The sequence below is a fragment of the Pseudomonas sp. LB3P14 genome (assembly GCF_054898045.1).
The window spans coordinates 1,862,147-1,877,960 of record NZ_CM142714.1 but is presented as its reverse complement, the minus strand read 5'-3'; the positions used below and the strand labels follow the sequence as shown (position 1 = coordinate 1,877,960).

Annotated in this window: 12 protein-coding genes; all 12 read right to left on the bottom strand. The window is 56.7% G+C overall.

The window, feature by feature from the left end; all coding sequences use genetic code 11:
- Positions 1–11 precede the first annotated feature (11 nt).
- A complete protein-coding gene (gene xylB, locus ACYZT5_RS08640; protein WP_462050716.1) occupies positions 12–1,508 on the bottom strand; it encodes a xylulokinase in 1,497 nt (498 codons plus the stop codon).
- Positions 1,509–1,645: 137 nt separating this feature from the next.
- Entirely contained in the window at positions 1,646–3,118 is a 1,473-nt protein-coding gene (locus ACYZT5_RS08635; RefSeq protein WP_462050715.1) for a mannitol dehydrogenase family protein, read from the bottom strand.
- A 30-nt stretch (positions 3,119–3,148) separates the two neighbouring features.
- Positions 3,149–4,252 (bottom strand): ABC transporter ATP-binding protein, encoded by a 1,104-nt coding sequence (locus ACYZT5_RS08630; RefSeq protein ID WP_462050714.1) that lies wholly within the window; start codon positions 4,250–4,252, stop codon positions 3,149–3,151.
- Between the two features lie 33 nt (positions 4,253–4,285).
- The gene (locus tag ACYZT5_RS08625) at positions 4,286–5,116 is read right to left on the bottom strand and encodes a carbohydrate ABC transporter permease (RefSeq protein WP_024164536.1); all 831 of its coding nucleotides are present in this window, start codon (positions 5,114–5,116) and stop codon (positions 4,286–4,288) included.
- A 10-nt stretch (positions 5,117–5,126) separates the two neighbouring features.
- Positions 5,127–6,053, bottom strand: coding sequence for a carbohydrate ABC transporter permease (locus tag ACYZT5_RS08620; protein ID WP_046055095.1), 927 nt, complete (start codon positions 6,051–6,053; stop codon positions 5,127–5,129).
- A gap of 145 nt (positions 6,054–6,198) precedes the next feature.
- Positions 6,199–7,509, bottom strand: coding sequence for an ABC transporter substrate-binding protein (locus tag ACYZT5_RS08615; RefSeq protein WP_462050713.1), 1,311 nt, complete (start codon positions 7,507–7,509; stop codon positions 6,199–6,201).
- 298 nt (positions 7,510–7,807) lie between these two features.
- Positions 7,808–8,713 carry an AraC family transcriptional regulator gene (locus ACYZT5_RS08610; RefSeq protein WP_462050712.1) on the bottom strand — a complete coding sequence of 302 codons (906 nt, stop codon included), beginning with the start codon at positions 8,711–8,713 and terminating at the stop codon, positions 7,808–7,810.
- An 84-nt stretch (positions 8,714–8,797) separates the two neighbouring features.
- Positions 8,798–9,664, bottom strand: coding sequence for a phospholipase (locus ACYZT5_RS08605; RefSeq protein WP_462050711.1), 867 nt, complete (start codon positions 9,662–9,664; stop codon positions 8,798–8,800).
- A gap of 137 nt (positions 9,665–9,801) precedes the next feature.
- Complete coding sequence (locus ACYZT5_RS08600) at positions 9,802–11,097, bottom strand: glycosyltransferase (RefSeq protein ID WP_462050710.1); 1,296 nt, start codon at positions 11,095–11,097, stop codon at positions 9,802–9,804.
- An 81-nt stretch (positions 11,098–11,178) separates the two neighbouring features.
- Positions 11,179–14,643: a M35 family metalloendopeptidase gene (locus ACYZT5_RS08595; RefSeq protein WP_462050709.1), complete on the bottom strand. Its 3,465-nt coding sequence runs from the start codon at positions 14,641–14,643 to the stop codon at positions 11,179–11,181.
- 150 nt (positions 14,644–14,793) lie between these two features.
- Positions 14,794–14,985, bottom strand: a complete 192-nt coding sequence (locus ACYZT5_RS08590) for a hypothetical protein (protein WP_462050708.1) — start codon at positions 14,983–14,985, stop codon at positions 14,794–14,796.
- Positions 14,986–15,221: 236 nt separating this feature from the next.
- Positions 15,222–15,581 carry a response regulator gene (locus ACYZT5_RS08585; RefSeq protein WP_462050707.1) on the bottom strand — a complete coding sequence of 120 codons (360 nt, stop codon included), beginning with the start codon at positions 15,579–15,581 and terminating at the stop codon, positions 15,222–15,224.
- Positions 15,582–15,814 lie beyond the last annotated feature (233 nt).

The following is a 15,814-nucleotide window of genomic DNA, read 5'->3' as shown; positions in this document are numbered from 1 at the left end:
TTATTCACTCTTTAAAGGGTTGCGACATGCTGTTGATAGCGTTCGTAGGCCTGCTGACAGGCCGCCACATTGTCGGCGATCGGCAGGGTTTCGCTGGCCGGATCGAGCTTCACGCAACGCTCGCAAAGATCCGCCAGGCTGTGTTCATGCCCGTTTGCCCAGGACGTGCACCACGCCGCCTGAATCGCCGCGCCGAGGGCTGCGGCTTCGCTTTGTTCGGTGCAGATCACCGGGGTGTTCATGATGTCAGCGACGATCTGCCGCCACACCGAACTTTTCGACCCGCCGCCGATCAGGCAAATGCTGCGGCTTTGTAAGCCATTCAGGCGCAGCAGGTCCAGTCCATAACGCAAACCGAAGGTGGTGCCTTCCACCACCGCGCGGCACAAGTTGGCCTGAGTCAGGTTGGTCATCGTCAACCCCAGCAGGCTGCCGGTGGCATGGGGCAGGGCGGGGACACGCTCGCCGTTGAGGAACGGCAGCATGCACACGCCTTCGGCACCGATCGGCGCTTGCTCAACGAGGGCGTTGAACTGTTCGATATCCAGCTCGAACAACTCGCGAATCACCCCGGTCGCGTTGGTCAGGTTCATGGTGCAGATCAGCGGCAGCCAGCCACCGCTGGAGGAGCAGAATGTTGCAACACAAGCGTCCGGACTGACTTTCGGTTGATCGGCATAGGCATACACCGTCCCCGAAGAACCGAGGCTCATCGTGATAGCGCCGGGCTTGATATTGCCGGTGCCGATCGCGCCCATCATGTTGTCGCCACCGCCGCTGGAGACCAGCGCCTGCGGGTTGATGCCCAGGTGCTCGGCGATACTTGGCAGGATCGTACCGACCGCTTGATGGGCGTCGATCAGCTCCGGCAGCGCGGCTTGCAGACGTCCGGTGGAATCGATGTCACGCAGCAGCTGCAAATCCCACTGGCGGGTGCGCACGTTGAAATACCCGGTGCCCGAGGCATCGCCGTACTCACTGCAACTGCGCCCGGTGAGCCAATAGTTGAGGTAGTCGTGGGGCAGCAGGATGCGGGCGATGCGAGCGAAAATCTGCGGGTGTTGTTCTTTGGTCCAGAGCAGTTTGGAAACGGTGTAGCCCGGCGCGATCACGACGCCGAGGCGTTCCAGCGAGCCTTTTTCGCCACCCAGATGGGTCAGCAGACGATCGTTCTCTGGGGTGGATTCGGTGTCACACCACAGTTTTGCCGGACGCATCACCTGGCCTTGATCGTCGAGCAGTACCAGCCCATGTTGCTGGCCGGATACGCCGATGCCTAGGATGTGCTGGCCGTCGACCTTCGCCGCGAGCAATGCTCGGCGGGTGGCAAGAGCGAAGGCTTCCAGCCATTGGGAGGTGTCTTGCTCGCGGCGGCCGTTGGCGCCGCTGATCAAGGTGTGGGCGGCGGCACCCTGGCCGAGCACCTGACCGCTGACGGCGTCGAGGATGATGGCTTTGGTGCCTTGGGTGCCGCAGTCGATGCCGAGGAATAGGTGTTGGTTTGTCATGTGTACCCCGCACAGATCGTTCCCACGCTCTGCGTGGGAACGCCGCAATGGACGCTCTGCGTCCGCTTCTGAATGGGACGCGGAGCGTCCCGGGCTGCATTCCCACGCAGAGCGTGGGAACGATCAACCCAACCAATCTAGGCCAACACCCGCTCCAACGTCCGCGTCACCCCAACATCCCGCAAACTGTTGCAGCACCACTCAAACGCCGCCACGAATTCCGGCGAATGCGGGATCGCCGTACCAAAAATCTCCTCAACCTCCAGCAACCGCTGCGTAATCAACGCATCATCCACCACCAGCGCCTGACAAAACGCCGCACGCGGATCAGGAATGCTGTAGGTATCGCCATTCTCGTCCACGCCCTTCAAATACAAGGCCCATGCCGCCACCACCAACGCCGCACGTTTGGTCTCCTGCCCATCAGAAATCAATCGATTGATCGTCGGCACGGTGAACTTCGGAAACTTCGACGAACCGTCTGAACACACGCGCTCCAGTTGATCGGCAATCGCCTGATTGGAAAACCGCGCCACCAACGTGTTCTTATAGTCCGTCAGATCGATCCCCGGCACTGGCGCCAGTTGCGGCGTGACGTCCAGGTCCATGTAGGCGCGCATATAGCGCACGAACAGCGGGTCGTTCATGGTTTCGTGAACGAAACGGTAACCCTTCAAAAAACCCAGATAAGTGAGTGCCAAGTGACTGCCGTTGAGCAGTTTGATCTTCATTTCTTCGTAAGGCGTGACGTCGTCGGTGAACTGCACGCCAACCTTTTCCCAGGCCGGCCGGCCATTGACGAACTTGTCTTCCAGCACCCATTGCACGAAGGGTTCGCAGACCACCGGCCAGGCATCGTCGAGCGCATGTTTGTCGGCCAATTGCAGACGATGTTCGGTGCTGGTCATCGGCGTGATGCGGTCGACCATCGCGTTCGGAAAACTGACATTGCTGGCGATCCAGTCCCGCAGATCGGCATCGCGCAGGGCAGCAAACGCAAGCAACGCTTTACGGGTGACCGCGCCGTTGTGAGGCAGGTTATCGCAGGACATCAAGGTGAACGCAGGCGTGCCGTCTGCACGGCGTTTGGCCAACGCGGCGCAGAGAAAACCGAACACGGTTTTAGGTGCGTTCGGGTGTGCCAGGTCGTGCTGGATCTGCGGTAGCTGGGCCATGAACTCGCCGTTGCTGTCGTCGATGCAGTAGCCGCCCTCGGTAATGGTCAGCGAAACGATACGGATCTCGGGGCTGGCGAGTTTGTCGATCAGCGCGGCCGCGCCGTCTTCGGCCAGCAGCATGTCGCGAATCGCGCCGATCACCCGGACTTCTGTGTCGTCGGTATCGCCCAGCTCGAACAGGGTGAACAGGTAATCCTGCTCTTTGAGATCGCTTTGGGCGCGGCGGTCTTCGGCGCGCAGGCCAACGCCGCAAATCGCCCAGTCCAGGCCTTCGCCGGTATTCATCAGCGCATCGGTGTAATACGCCTGATGCGCCCGGTGGAACCCGCCGACGCCGATGTGCGCGATGCCTTGGCGGGTGTCGCTCAGGGCGTAGGCGGGCAGGGCTACCTCAGGGGCGAGGCGGTTGAGGTTCTGTTTATTGAGTTTCATCACATGCTCTCTGAAATCAGGCCTCGACAATCAGGCGGCAACGCGCAACGGGCGGGTCAGCGCCACGCCGTCGGCATCGAATAAATGGCAGTGTTCGGCGTCCAGGTGCAGGCTGAGTGTCTCGCCATAACGGCTGGCCAGGTCGCCGCGAACCCGCATGGTCAAGGCTTCGCCGGACGAGGTCACCACGTGGCAGAAGGTGTCGCTGCCCAGGCGTTCGCTGACGTCCGCCGTGACCTGCAAGGTGCAGTCGCCGGTTTGCGCAAGATTCAAGTGTTCCGGGCGAATGCCCAGGGTGACCGCGCCACCGACGCTCAGATTGGCGCCGCTCAGCGGCAACGTGATGCGGGTGCCGGCGTCCAGCAGCACTTCGCAGCTCTGGCTCTCGACACGGGTGACTTTGCCCTTGAGGAAGCCCATTTTCGGCGTGCCAAGGAACCCGGCGACAAACAGGTTGGCGGGCTGGTGATACAGGTCCAGCGGCGAGCCGACTTGTTCGACTTTGCCACCATTGAGTACGACCACTTTGTCGGCCATGGTCATGGCTTCGACCTGGTCGTGGGTCACGTAGATCATCGTGGCTTGCAGTTCCTTGTGCAGTCGCAACAATTCCAGCCGCATCTGCACCCGCAGGGCGGCGTCAAGGTTGGACAGCGGTTCATCGAACAGGAAGATTTTCGGATTGCGCACGATGGCGCGGCCGATGGCTACGCGCTGACGTTGACCGCCCGAGAGTTGCTTCGGCTTGCGCTCCAGCATCGGCCCGAGTTCAAGGATGCGCGCCGCTTCGCCGACTTTCTTCTCGACTTCGGCTTTCGGTACGCCGGCCAGGTCGAGGGCAAACGACATGTTTTTGCGCACGCTCATGTGCGGGTACAGGGCGTAGGTCTGGAACACCATCGCCAGGTCGCGCTTGGCCGGGCTGACTTCGGTGATGTCGCGACCATCGAGTTCGATGGTGCCGCCGCTGACTTCTTCCAGGCCGGCGATCAGGCGCAGCAGGGTGGATTTTCCGCAGCCCGATGGGCCGACAAACACCACGAACTCGCGGTCGTTCACTTCCAGGTCGATGCCTTTGATGATGGAAAAGCCTTCGAAGCCTTTTTGCAGATTCTTGATTTTCAGGTTGGCCATGGTGGCGCTCCTTTTGTGCTTATTCTTTGAGGGCTATTTCACGGCGCCGAACGACAGGCCGCGGACCAATTGTTTCTGGCTGATCCAGCCGAAGATCAGGATCGGTGCGCAGGCCAGCGTCGACACCGCCGACAACTTGGCCCAGAACAGACCTTCGGGACTGGAGTACGAGGCGATCAACGCGGTCAGTGGCGCAGCTTTCGACGAGGTCAGGTTCAGTGACCAGAACGCCTCGTTCCAGCACAGGATCAGCGACAGCAGCACCGTGGACGCCAGGCCGCCCTTGGCGATCGGCAGCAGCACCCGGACCATTTCCTGCCACAGCGTGGCGCCGTCGAGGCGCGCGGCTTCGAGGATGTCTTTGGGGATGTCTTTGAAGTAGGTGTAAATCATCCAGACCACGATCGGCAGGTTGATCAGCGTGTAGATCACGATCAGCGCAATCCGCGTATCGAGCAGGCCGAAGCTCTTGGCCAGCAGGTAGATCGGCATCAGCACGCCCACCGGTGGCAGCATCTTGGTGGAGAGCATCCACAGCAGCGTACCTTTGGTGCGTTGGGTTTCGTAGAACGCCATCGAGTACGCCGCCGGCACCGCGATCAGCAGGCACAGGGCCGTGGCGCTGAACGAAATCACCACCGAGTTCCAGGCGAAGCTGAAGTAATCGCTGCGCTCGTTGATGTGCAGGTAGTTCTCCAGCGTCGGGGTGAAGAGGAACTGTGGCGGCGTGGCGAACGCGTCGATTTCGGTTTTGAAACTGGTCATCACCATCCAGAAGATCGGAAAGAAGATCAGGATCGCGATGGCCCAGGCCAGGGTGCCGAGCAGCAGGCTTTGCAGACGGCGGGATTGTTGAAGGGTCATGGCGCAGGCCTCAGGCTTTGTCAGTCAGGTTTTTGCCGATCATGCGCACCAGCACGATGGCCGCGATGTTGGCGATCACCACCGCGATCAAGCCACCGGCGGACGCCATGCCGACGTCGAACTGCACCAGCGCCTGGTTGTAGATCAGGTACGCCAGGTTGGTCGAGGCGTAGCCGGGACCACCGTTGGTGGTGGTGAAGATTTCGGCGAACACCGAGAGCAGGAAGATGGTTTCGATCATCACCACCACCGCAATCGGCCGCGCCAGGTGCGGCAGGGTCAGGTGCCAGAAAATCGCGATCGGTCCGGCACCATCCAGGCGCGCGGCTTCCTTCTGTTCCTGGTCGAGGGACTGCATGGCGGTCATCAGGATCAGGATCGCAAAGGGCAGCCATTGCCAGGAGACAATGATGATGATCGACAGCAGCGGGTAGTGCGCCAACCAGTCCACCGGTTGCGCGCCGAACAGCTTCCAGACGTAGGCGAGGATCCCCGACACCGGGTGGAAAATCAGGTTCTTCCAGATCAGCGCCCCGACGGTGGGCATGATGAAAAACGGCGAGATCAGCATCACCCGCACGATGCCGCGACCGAGAAACTCACTGGCCTCCAGCAGCGCACTGATCAGCACCCCGAACACCACGCTGATCAACAGCACGCTGCCGACCAGCAACAAGGTGTTGGTGGCGCCGGGCAGGAACCCCGAGTCGCTGAGGAAGTAGCTGAAGTTCTCAAGCCCCACGAACTCGTTTTCACCGGGGTAGAGCAGGTTGTAGCGGATCAGCGAGAAGTAAACGGTCATGCCCAGCGGCACGATCATCCACAGCAGCAGCAACGCCACCGAGGGGCTGACCAGGAACCAGCCGGGGTTGGCCAACCGGCTTTTACGCACCGGTTGCGGAATGTCCATGTGAGCTTTGGCAGTTGAAATATTCATGGCGATAGAACCAATTAAGAACAGACAAATGAAGTTCAACTGTGGGAGTGAGCCTGCTCGCGAAGAGGTCGGTACATCCGATGCATCTCTGGCGACTGGAACACCGCTTTCGCGAGCAGGCTCGCTCCCACATTGAAATGGCGGGTTACTTGGGGTAACCGGCGCGCTTCATTTCACGTTCGGTGGTTGACTGGGCAGCGGTCAGGGCCTGGTCGACCGTGGTCTGGCCGATCAGCGCTGCCGAGAACAATTTGCCGACCTGGGTGCCCACGGCCTGGAACTCCGGAATGGTCACCAACTGAATGCCGATATAGGGCACGGGTTTGAGGGTCGGTTTGCTCGGGTCCGCAGCTTTCAGCGACTCAAGGGTCACCTTGGCGAACGGTGCAGCTTTCATGTACTCATCGCTGTACGTCGAAGCGCGGGTACCTGGTGGTACGTTGGCAATGCCGTCTTTCTCTGCCACCAGAGCGCCGTATTCCTTGGAAGTGGCCCAGGCGCTGAAGGTTTTCGCCGCGTCTTTGGCCTTGGAGCTGGTCGGAATCGCCAGCGCCCAGGAATACAACCAGGCTGAGCCCTTGTCGGTGGTCTCGTGCGGTGCGTAGGTGAAGCCGACGTGCTCGCTGACCTTGCTTTGGGTCTTGTCGGTGACAAAGGAGCCGGCGACGCTGGCATCGACCCAGATCGCGCACTTGCCGCTGTTGAACAGCGCCAGGTTTTCGTTGAAACCGTTGCTGGAGGCGCCGGGTGGACCCGAGTCTTTCATGGTCTTGACGTAGAAGTTCAGCGCATTTTTCCACTCGGGGCCGGTGAATTCCGGTTGCCACTTCTCATCGAACCAGCGTGCGCCGTAGGCATTGGCGACGGTGGTGATCAGCGCCATGTTCTCGCCCCAGCCGGCCTTGCCACGCAGGCAGATGCCGTACTGTTCTTTATCCTTATGGGTGAGTTTGCTGGCGAATTCGCTGATCTGGGTCCAGGTCGGGTGCTCGGGCATGGTCAGCCCGGCATCCTTGAACAGATCGGTGCGGTAATAGGTGATGGAGCTTTCGGCGTAGAACGGCAACGCATACAGCGAACCCTTTACCGACAGGCCTTCACGCACCGACGGGAATACGTCGTCGAGGGCGTAGCTGGCCGGCAAGTCCTTCATCGGCTCCAGCCAACCCTTGGCACCCCAGAGTGCGGCTTCGTACATGCCGATGGTCAGCACATCGAACTGTCCGCCCTGAGTGGCAATGTCAGTGGTCAGGCGTTGGCGCAGGACGTTTTCTTCGAGCACCACCCAATTGAGCTTGATGTCCGGATGCTCGGCCTCGAAGGTTTTCGAAAGCTTTTGCATGCGGATCATGTCGCTGTTGTTGACGGTGGCGATGGTCAGGGTCTGGGCGCCGAGGCTGACGCTGCTGAGGGTCATGCAGGTGAGGGCTAGCAGAGCTTTTACAGAAGGTTGCATCGTGCACTCCTTTTCTGCACCCGGCGGGGACAGAAGGACAGTTATTGTTTTTGTGTCTTCCTGCGGAGGGAAGAATGTGCACTGATTACAGCCTTCTATTGATGATGTGACAAATCATCCATCGCACTTTGATCGATACTATTTTGCACTGGAGTCTGGAAGGGCAGGATTTGGCACCTGACATTCTGTAGCCGCTGTCGAAGGCTGCGTTCGAGGCGGGCCAACCCTATGACCCGAAACTTGCGCTTGCCCGGTGAGGTTCAAGACGGTATCTACAGGGATCGGCGGTGTTACAAAGTCAGTGCTGATTCTGCTCAGTCAACCGCTGCACGGCCAACCGCCGATAATGCGACGGCGTCATGCCCTTGAGTTGCTGAAAACGCCGATTGAAGTTGGAAATGTTGTTGAAGCCCGACTCGAAACACACGTCGGTCACTGGTTTGTTGCCATCGGCCAGCAGCTCGCAGGATTTGCTGATGCGCAGGCGATTGACGAACTCGATGAAGCAGCGGCCGGTGGCTTGCTTGAACACTCGACTGAAATAAGTCGGCTTCATGCCAAGGTGCTCGGCGACTTCCTCCAGCGGCAGTTCCCGGGCGTAATGAGCAAAGATGTAATCCACCGCCCGGTTGGTACGATCGATACTGTGCTCGTCGGCCAATTGCGGCGTCGTGGCCCCGGACAGCAGTTGATAGTCATCAGAGGCCGCCAACAACTCCAGCAGAATGAAAAAGTGCCCGAGGCGGGTCACGCCTTTGGTGTCGGCGATGCGTTGCATCAAGGTCATGGCCTGGCGAATGGTGCGTTTGCAGCGAAACTCGATGCCGTACTGGGCGCGCTCCAACAGCGGCGCCAGCGTCTTGAGCTCGGCAAACACCAAGTGGCCGCTGTCGAACAACTCGTCCGTGAAGTTGACCAGCATGTCGCGTTTGGGCACCACTTCGTCTTCGGCCACCTGGCTGATCCAGTTGTGGGGCAGGTTGGGGCCGGTAAGGAACAGCGTTTCAGGATAGAAATTACCGATGTAGTCGCCGATGAACACCTTGCCTGAGCTGGCGACGATCAGGTGCAGCTCGTATTCCTTGTGAAAATGCCAGCGCACCAGCGGGCAGGGGAAGCCGTGCTGGCGGTAGATGATGGACAACCCGTTGTGGTCGTCCATCAGTTCGTAGGAGGGGTCGGTCACGCGGGCAGTTCGGGTCATGGCTGGGCGCTTTTCTTGTTATCGCTATCGGATCATGCCTCTTTTGGCGGCTGCTGTGCCAGCTTGCCACGACTTTCGCTTAGATTAGCCGACTCGCTTAATGACTTTTCTCAGGTTCGCCGCTCGGCAATAAGCAACGATATGGGTCTCTTCAATAAAGTCGACGTTGATAATGTTGCACGTTGTCGCCCAATCGCTTTTTTCCGGGTCAAACCATGAATTGAGCTCATCATGAATATCTACGGGGCCGCCGAGAGCGCTGTAACTGGTGGCGGATAGTGACCACGGTGCCCATGTGCCTGGCGGGTTTTTTAGCACATTAATAATGTGATTTTCCAATGCGGCGGCGCTAGTGGTGCCCTTGCCAGACCATCGGTGCTCGATTTGCTTGTGAAATACTTTTCGATCAAGTGCCGAGTGCCGAGGGGTGGCGATCAACACTCTTTGTACAGCACTGATTTGTTTGAGTTGATGGAGACTCAGCGACAGGTTGTTGCTAGGAATGGCTCGATCGCCAAGAAAACGGATCATCATGTCGTTGAAGTAAGCGAAATCAAACTGATCCCCTCTCAGTTCATGAAAGTCCAGGATGATGAATTCATTGGGGTTCTCCTGGAGAAACATTTCCACGTCGGTTACAAGATTTCCCAAGGTACGAGCATTGCGGTAACCGTCGTGATGAATGCGGAATTTCCCGAGTCCCTGCGCGTTGGCTTCGTAAATTAATCGGATATCGAGCGCACGAGAGCCGTGGCGCATCTGGGCATAAAACGAGTCGTGCTGACACGCTAGCCAGTGGGCTCCTGGAATCAGCGGCCAAGACGCTTTCCAGTCGCAACCAGCATTATGGGTGCCCGGGAGCGTCAATTCACAGAGCGACAATGTATCAATCGCCGGCGTGGCGGCCATCCAGTTATTAAGTGTGTAGTTGTTCTGAGTAACGCTGTTCATTTAATGCATCCTTGCATTGATTTATATATTTAATTAGTTGTGAAAAACTAAACTTTAGTTCTGTTGGGGTTTATAGAGGTGGTGTTAAGCCTGGTCAATAATAATGATAATGCAGCATATTTATATCGGCGCGAGTTCTATAGCGGGGTTCGATTTTTCGCTTCAATCCATTGCGCCATGTATTGCGTACTTTTGTGGTGGTGATGGCGCAACATGCTGCCGGTAAAGTTATCGGTTCTAAGTTGTGCCAAGTGTTGTTGGCAGTGCAGCAACTTTTCGATCAGTGCCGGACCATGTTCAGACTGGCGATAACGATCGGCCAGCAACGTCTGCCCCAGGGATTGGGCGTCTGTCCAAAGTGCTTCATCCTTGTACAGGCGAACTGCGCAATCGGCGAACGCCTGCGCTGTTCGGGCCACGGCGCCGGGCCAGAGGTGTTCGCCGTGCATCGCTTCGGCGCCGATGGGCGTTGTGATCGTAGGCGTGCCACACAACATGGCATCGACAATCTTGCCTTTGATACCGGCACCGAAACGTAGGGGTGCCAGACAAATCCGCGCGCCAGACATGACGTCTAACGCATCTTCTGCCCAGTTCATGACATGAAAACCTTGGCTGGCCTTGTGCAGTGCTGTCGCCTTGGGCGGTGTGTAAGCGCCGTAAATGTGTAACTGAGCGTCGGGCAATTGCGCGCGGATCAGTGGCCAGATCGCGGTTTTCATCCACAACACGGCATCCCAGTTCGGCGCATGGCGAAAGTTGCCAATGCTAAGAAAGTGCGCCCGGCTTTCAAAAGCCGCCGGCGGCACGCTCGGTAGATCGACCATTAGCGGACACCAGTGCAGCAAGTTACGCGGCAGCTTGAATTGCTCGACCAGCAATTCGATCTCCACTTCGGAGATCATCAGATTCAAGTCGCAACGATAAATCGCTGCGATTTCCCGTTTGGCCAGATCGGTCTCGGCCATGAGCTCAAACTCTTCACGCAACGCCGGGGTGAACAATTCATTGAAGTCATTGGCGTCGTCGCTGGCCTTCAAGCGCTCCTTGAGGCGTTGATGGCGGGCATCTCGCAAGCTTCGCAGATCGGAGGTCTCAAGCACGCGCAAGGCAGCGGGACAGCATTTTTCAACGCGCCAGCCGAACTGTTCTTCCATCATGAACTGATCGAACAGAACGATATCCGGGGCCAGTTCGCTGATAAAGGTGTCGAAACTGCTGTTGTTCAATTCGATCGGGACTTCGCGAATGCCCAAAGTGCCGAGATCCGCCCGGTGTTCACCGGTGCCGGCGGGACTGCTGAATGTAATGTCCCAACCCTGCTGCAAGAAAGTATCGAGGATTTGCATCATGTGCCCGCCAGCCGCAGAAGAGCGGGGCTCAGGCCAAACGTAACCAATAACCAGGACTTTGGTTGCGTTGGGCTGAGTCATGAACGGGCATTCCTTGATGTGAGCAGCGAGTTGAGGGAGGCGCGAGGGACATCATTAAATCACAGCAGGCAGAACTGAAGTTCACTTCACGGGAATTGAACCCTGCCCTAGATTTACCCGAACAGGGCCGGTAATGCGCTTGTTTCCGGCTCCCTTCAACATTGCGCGTAGATGAAAGAGATTGTCTTGAAACGCCGGAGCATCGGTCACCGACTGACTCAGCAACGAAGTAACAAAGGCTTGGGAGTCAGCATTAAGTAAACCGGGCGCCTCGTTGAGGAACGGCACGATGTCACCCTCCGGTGGGTTGAGAAGCAACCCGATATCTTTACCGGCAAGCCTGCTGGAGGGGTTGACGTACTCGCGACCCTTGGCCAGATTGAGCAATTCGGATACTTCCGTGTCACCCAGCACCAAGGCCTTACCAAGGCTTTTGTCTGCGTAGAAAAAATCCAGAGTGCCTACGCCGCCGTGAGACATTTCGTGCACCACTATGTCAGCGATTCTGCTGTCGTCATATTTCATGCGTCGGTAGTAGTGATTAAGTGGGTCGGCGTAGAACACTATGAATTGTTCGTGCGCTTGATCTGCCTTCGTAGCGGCTTGCCAGGCCCTGTAACGCTGCGGGTACAGCCCGGCCATTACATTCTCCGCGCTGGCGCCATCAACCATGATGTTACTGATCGAGACTGACTTGAGATCGTCTCTCATGATTTTGAGACCTTCCAGATACCACTCGGTCACCTCATTGGAGTCCGAACCGAAGAACGCCTTGAGCACGAATTTGCTGTCGCGGTCGTGAATTCGCTTGCCCAGTACGTCAATCGCAAAGTCGATTTTTCGGCCCGCAATGGGTAACGCGTTGGTGATGACGGTTCGTGCATAGCTTTTAGGCATGACCCGATGCAAGCCGGGTACACGCACAAAATCATTGGTGACACGAAAGTTCTTCAAGGCGGGGCCCCACGGTTCGCCGGTCCGCGGATTGAGGGCATACCACTGGTGTTTGTCGCGAATAGCCCAAATAGGGACAGCGTCACCAGAGTCTCCCAGCGATCGCCAGGTTCCTTGCCCGACATCCGTACGATTGGCCGCCTTGAGCAAGTCATAGGATTGTGCGCGTCCCGTGAGCCGTTGCAGCTGAAACGTCGCGTTCTCCAGGGCAGCCGCTCCCTGTTTGCTCAATTTCAGGAAACCCTTTTTAACCAGATTGACACCACCAAACAACAATTGAGGCGTGCCATCCAAAGGATTGAGGATAGAGAGCGTCACACTGGCACTAATCCTGGCCACGTGGGCGGTTTTTGCGGCCAGGGAGGCGGTCTTGGTCGCTGCGCTCGCAAACTGTGCGGGGACCCCGATCACCACCGCGAGAATCGCAAGCCCATCGATGATGCACCCGACGGCACCTTCAGCCTGGCGCGTCTTGTCATCCGAAGAGAGGTCCTCAATGCATTTTTTGAACGGCACAATCAAATCAATGATGAAGGTACCTAAACGCTCGGCTTTTTCTCGCTCAAGTTCCAGGGCGGTTCTACCCTCGGCATTGCGGTACAGTTCTTCATAAGTCGCCAAAGGGCGGTGTTTGAAGATGAAGCGAGCGATAGCCTCAAACTGTTCGGTGCAAAAGCTTTGGTATGGACTACTGCTCAAGGGTGGAGGTATCAACGGGGCAGACAGTACTCCGAGTTTCTCGATCACCGCCTTACTGGAAATATCGTCTCGGGGTGCAACGCCCTGGCTGTAAGCGGCGAAATCAATCGGCAGGTGAAAGGGGCTGACCGCCGGACTTGGGTCAGTCAAGTTCCCCTTGAAGTCCAACCGGGAAGGTGAATTGATTTTGCCCGACTCGACAAGAAGGCGTCCCAGCCTGGTATTTTTTCGACACTCGCCGCGCAGAGTGAAAACTTCATAACAGCTGACTCGGCCCCTGTAAGTCGCACACACGACTATCCCGTAACGGCAGATGGCCGCGTCTTTGTCCGTCTGTCTCTCTTTAAGTTGCGCAGGCTTGGTGTTGACGCCTACAAGACCGGCTGAACTGCCCGACGTGCTGTGCAGGGTCGCTACCGACTCTCGAATCGTATAAAAACCGATTTCGCCCACCTGAAGTGCAATCCTATCCTGATCGGGCAATTGCGACAGTGCGAGCTTTATATTAGTGACGACACCGGCTTCAAGTTTTTCATAATAGGCATCGAATGCGGGTTCAAGCAGCTCACTCACGGGATACAACGTTGTGACCTGCGGGAAAGACTTATAAATACTGGTACCACTTCGATCCCACTCACCCGGTGCAAGATCATCAGACATGTGCAACTCTACCATCGACATCTTTAGCGATGATCCGCGACTGCCATAAAAGCCTTTGCCTTTCTGTACCAGGATTTTTTTGTCGAGATAGTCGCACCCCGGAAGTTCTTTCTGCAACTGTGAACGTGCGAGAGCCTGCCGGGAGGGTAGGGGGGTGGTGAGTGCATGGATAACATTATTGAAGTGACCGATATATTCGCTGAAGGCGGAAGTCGCAACGTGCAATGCGTGTTCATCGTAATTGCCCTGCGCATCAGCCAAAATCACTCCATTTAATGCTGCCCAGTTGATAATGGGATTGATCGTCACAACACTGTGTAGCAGCGCGAGTTCTGGCGTCACTGGTTCAAGCGCTGCAAAATCCAGCAACTGATCATAAGTCATCATCCGTGACGAACCGGGGTCATTGAGCTCGGCCAACGCTACGGCCTGGCTCAATGTGACCCAGGCCGGAGAGCCCAGTCGCAAGGACTCGGGCAGGTCCCTGACGAGAAACTCAGGCGCGATACCCGCAAGGAGGATAAATGAAGCCAGCGGTGTCGCAAGACCTGCCCCTTTGTTCAATCCGGTGAGATGATCTTCAAGATCCCCACGAACAGCGAGGGGGCTACGATCAACGTTACCAGGCTGATAGAGGTCATACCCAGCGATCTGATTTCGTGTTTGGCCAGCAGATGAATCAAATCCGAGGATGACCGCTGCCAATAGCAACGACTGTACGTGTTCTTTACAGGGGTCTTGTCCATCATGGGTGCCATACCATCCCACAACGGCGAGGTACTCGCGCCCACATTCGATTGCACGCTCGGTTTCCAGAATCTGGTCCAGCAAGTAAGCGGCTCCCGCTTCCACCTGTTCAATGGATTTTCCTGAAATGACTGATCGGGCGAGATCCTCCAGAATTTCATGAGGATGCTTGAATACCTCGCGGGTGAACGCCATCACTCGCTCACGTTCCGCCGCGCTCAGCAAAAACGGGGAATTTTGAGGGCCGGAGATTGCTTGCCAATAGTTATCAACGGGAGAGGCGTCAGGTAAATCGAGGTGTAGAAATTTGATCAGATTTTTTGTTTCGCTCACCGTTTTCGGAATGTTGAACTGATGGAAGTTTAGCCACTGTTCCACGCTGACATGGTCGTTGAAGTAAATATAACCGCCAGCCACCTCTGCCAGTTCCCCTATCACTGATAATGAATGTGCGAGGTCAGGGAAATATCTAATTTCGTCCTTCAAGCTTATCCATGGGGTGTGTCGGCGAACATCAAGATCACCCCGTGCATTCACCCGAAAGCAAGTTTCCTTGTCAAATACGGCCAGCGTTTCGCTGAGCTTCGAAAAGTCAGAAGTGTGTACCGTTTTTTCCAGCAGCGCTCTTCCTGGCTCTTAGGCGTCATCAAATAGAGTGCCCGTGCGGTGGGGGATCTGGAGGCTCGAAAGATCAACGTGTTGATTGTCTTCTGCGTTCTTGATGATGATCTCAAGTGCGCGATTAAAATCCTCTTTGTCACCTCGGTTAATTTTTGCCAGTTCAAAGCTATCTGGCGTCGGAGTGGGTGAGGTGATAATGCTGCTCATAAATAAATCCATTTATTTGTTGGGTTGTTAGTTGGCAGCAATCCTCTTTTGGTTGGGTCTAAGAAGCAAAGAATGTTGTGTGAAAACGTATTTCAATCGAAGTGTTAGGAGGTGGATTAGTTGGCGAAGGTGCACGGGTCTTAGAGGGTAATAGATAAATAGAGAGACAGCGTTTGCCGGCGGCACACTATGGGAGAAAAAAACAGCTGTTAGGGCGGCAAGTTGTGGATGTTGTATCAAGCGAGCATACCCTTGACCTTGTCGCGCAACTGATCGATGGAGAAGGGCTTGCCGATCACCGACATGCCCGCGGGTACATCAATACTTTCGGCATAACCGCTGGCGAACAGGATCGGCAGTTCAGGGCGCAGCATCCGGGCCTGGGTGGCCAGTTCACGGCCGTCCATCACCGGCAAGCCGACGTCGGTCATCATCAAATCGATGTACTGGTCTTCATCGTTAAGAAAATTCAGCGCCTGTTCGCATCCGTCAGCCTCCAATACCTTGAATTCCAGCTCCTCGAGAACATCGACAATCAGCATGCGCACGATGTCGTCGTCTTCGACTACCAGGATGATGGATTTTTCGGCGGACATAGTGGGGTTCTCAAAGGTTGAATGCGCATTGTCGGCCGATCGAAATCGCCGGGCTCTTGCTTGAGTAAGTGACGGAACCCGACAAGTTCCCATGCGGTAGAAAAAAGAATAGCCGCACACGTGCCGGCAAGGATAACCGCTCCTTTGCGCTGAAGCAGTGGAATGTAGGATTTTGCGCGAAAAGGTGTCAGAAAATTGGATCAATGTGCCACTTTTGGGGCAAACTCCTTGGT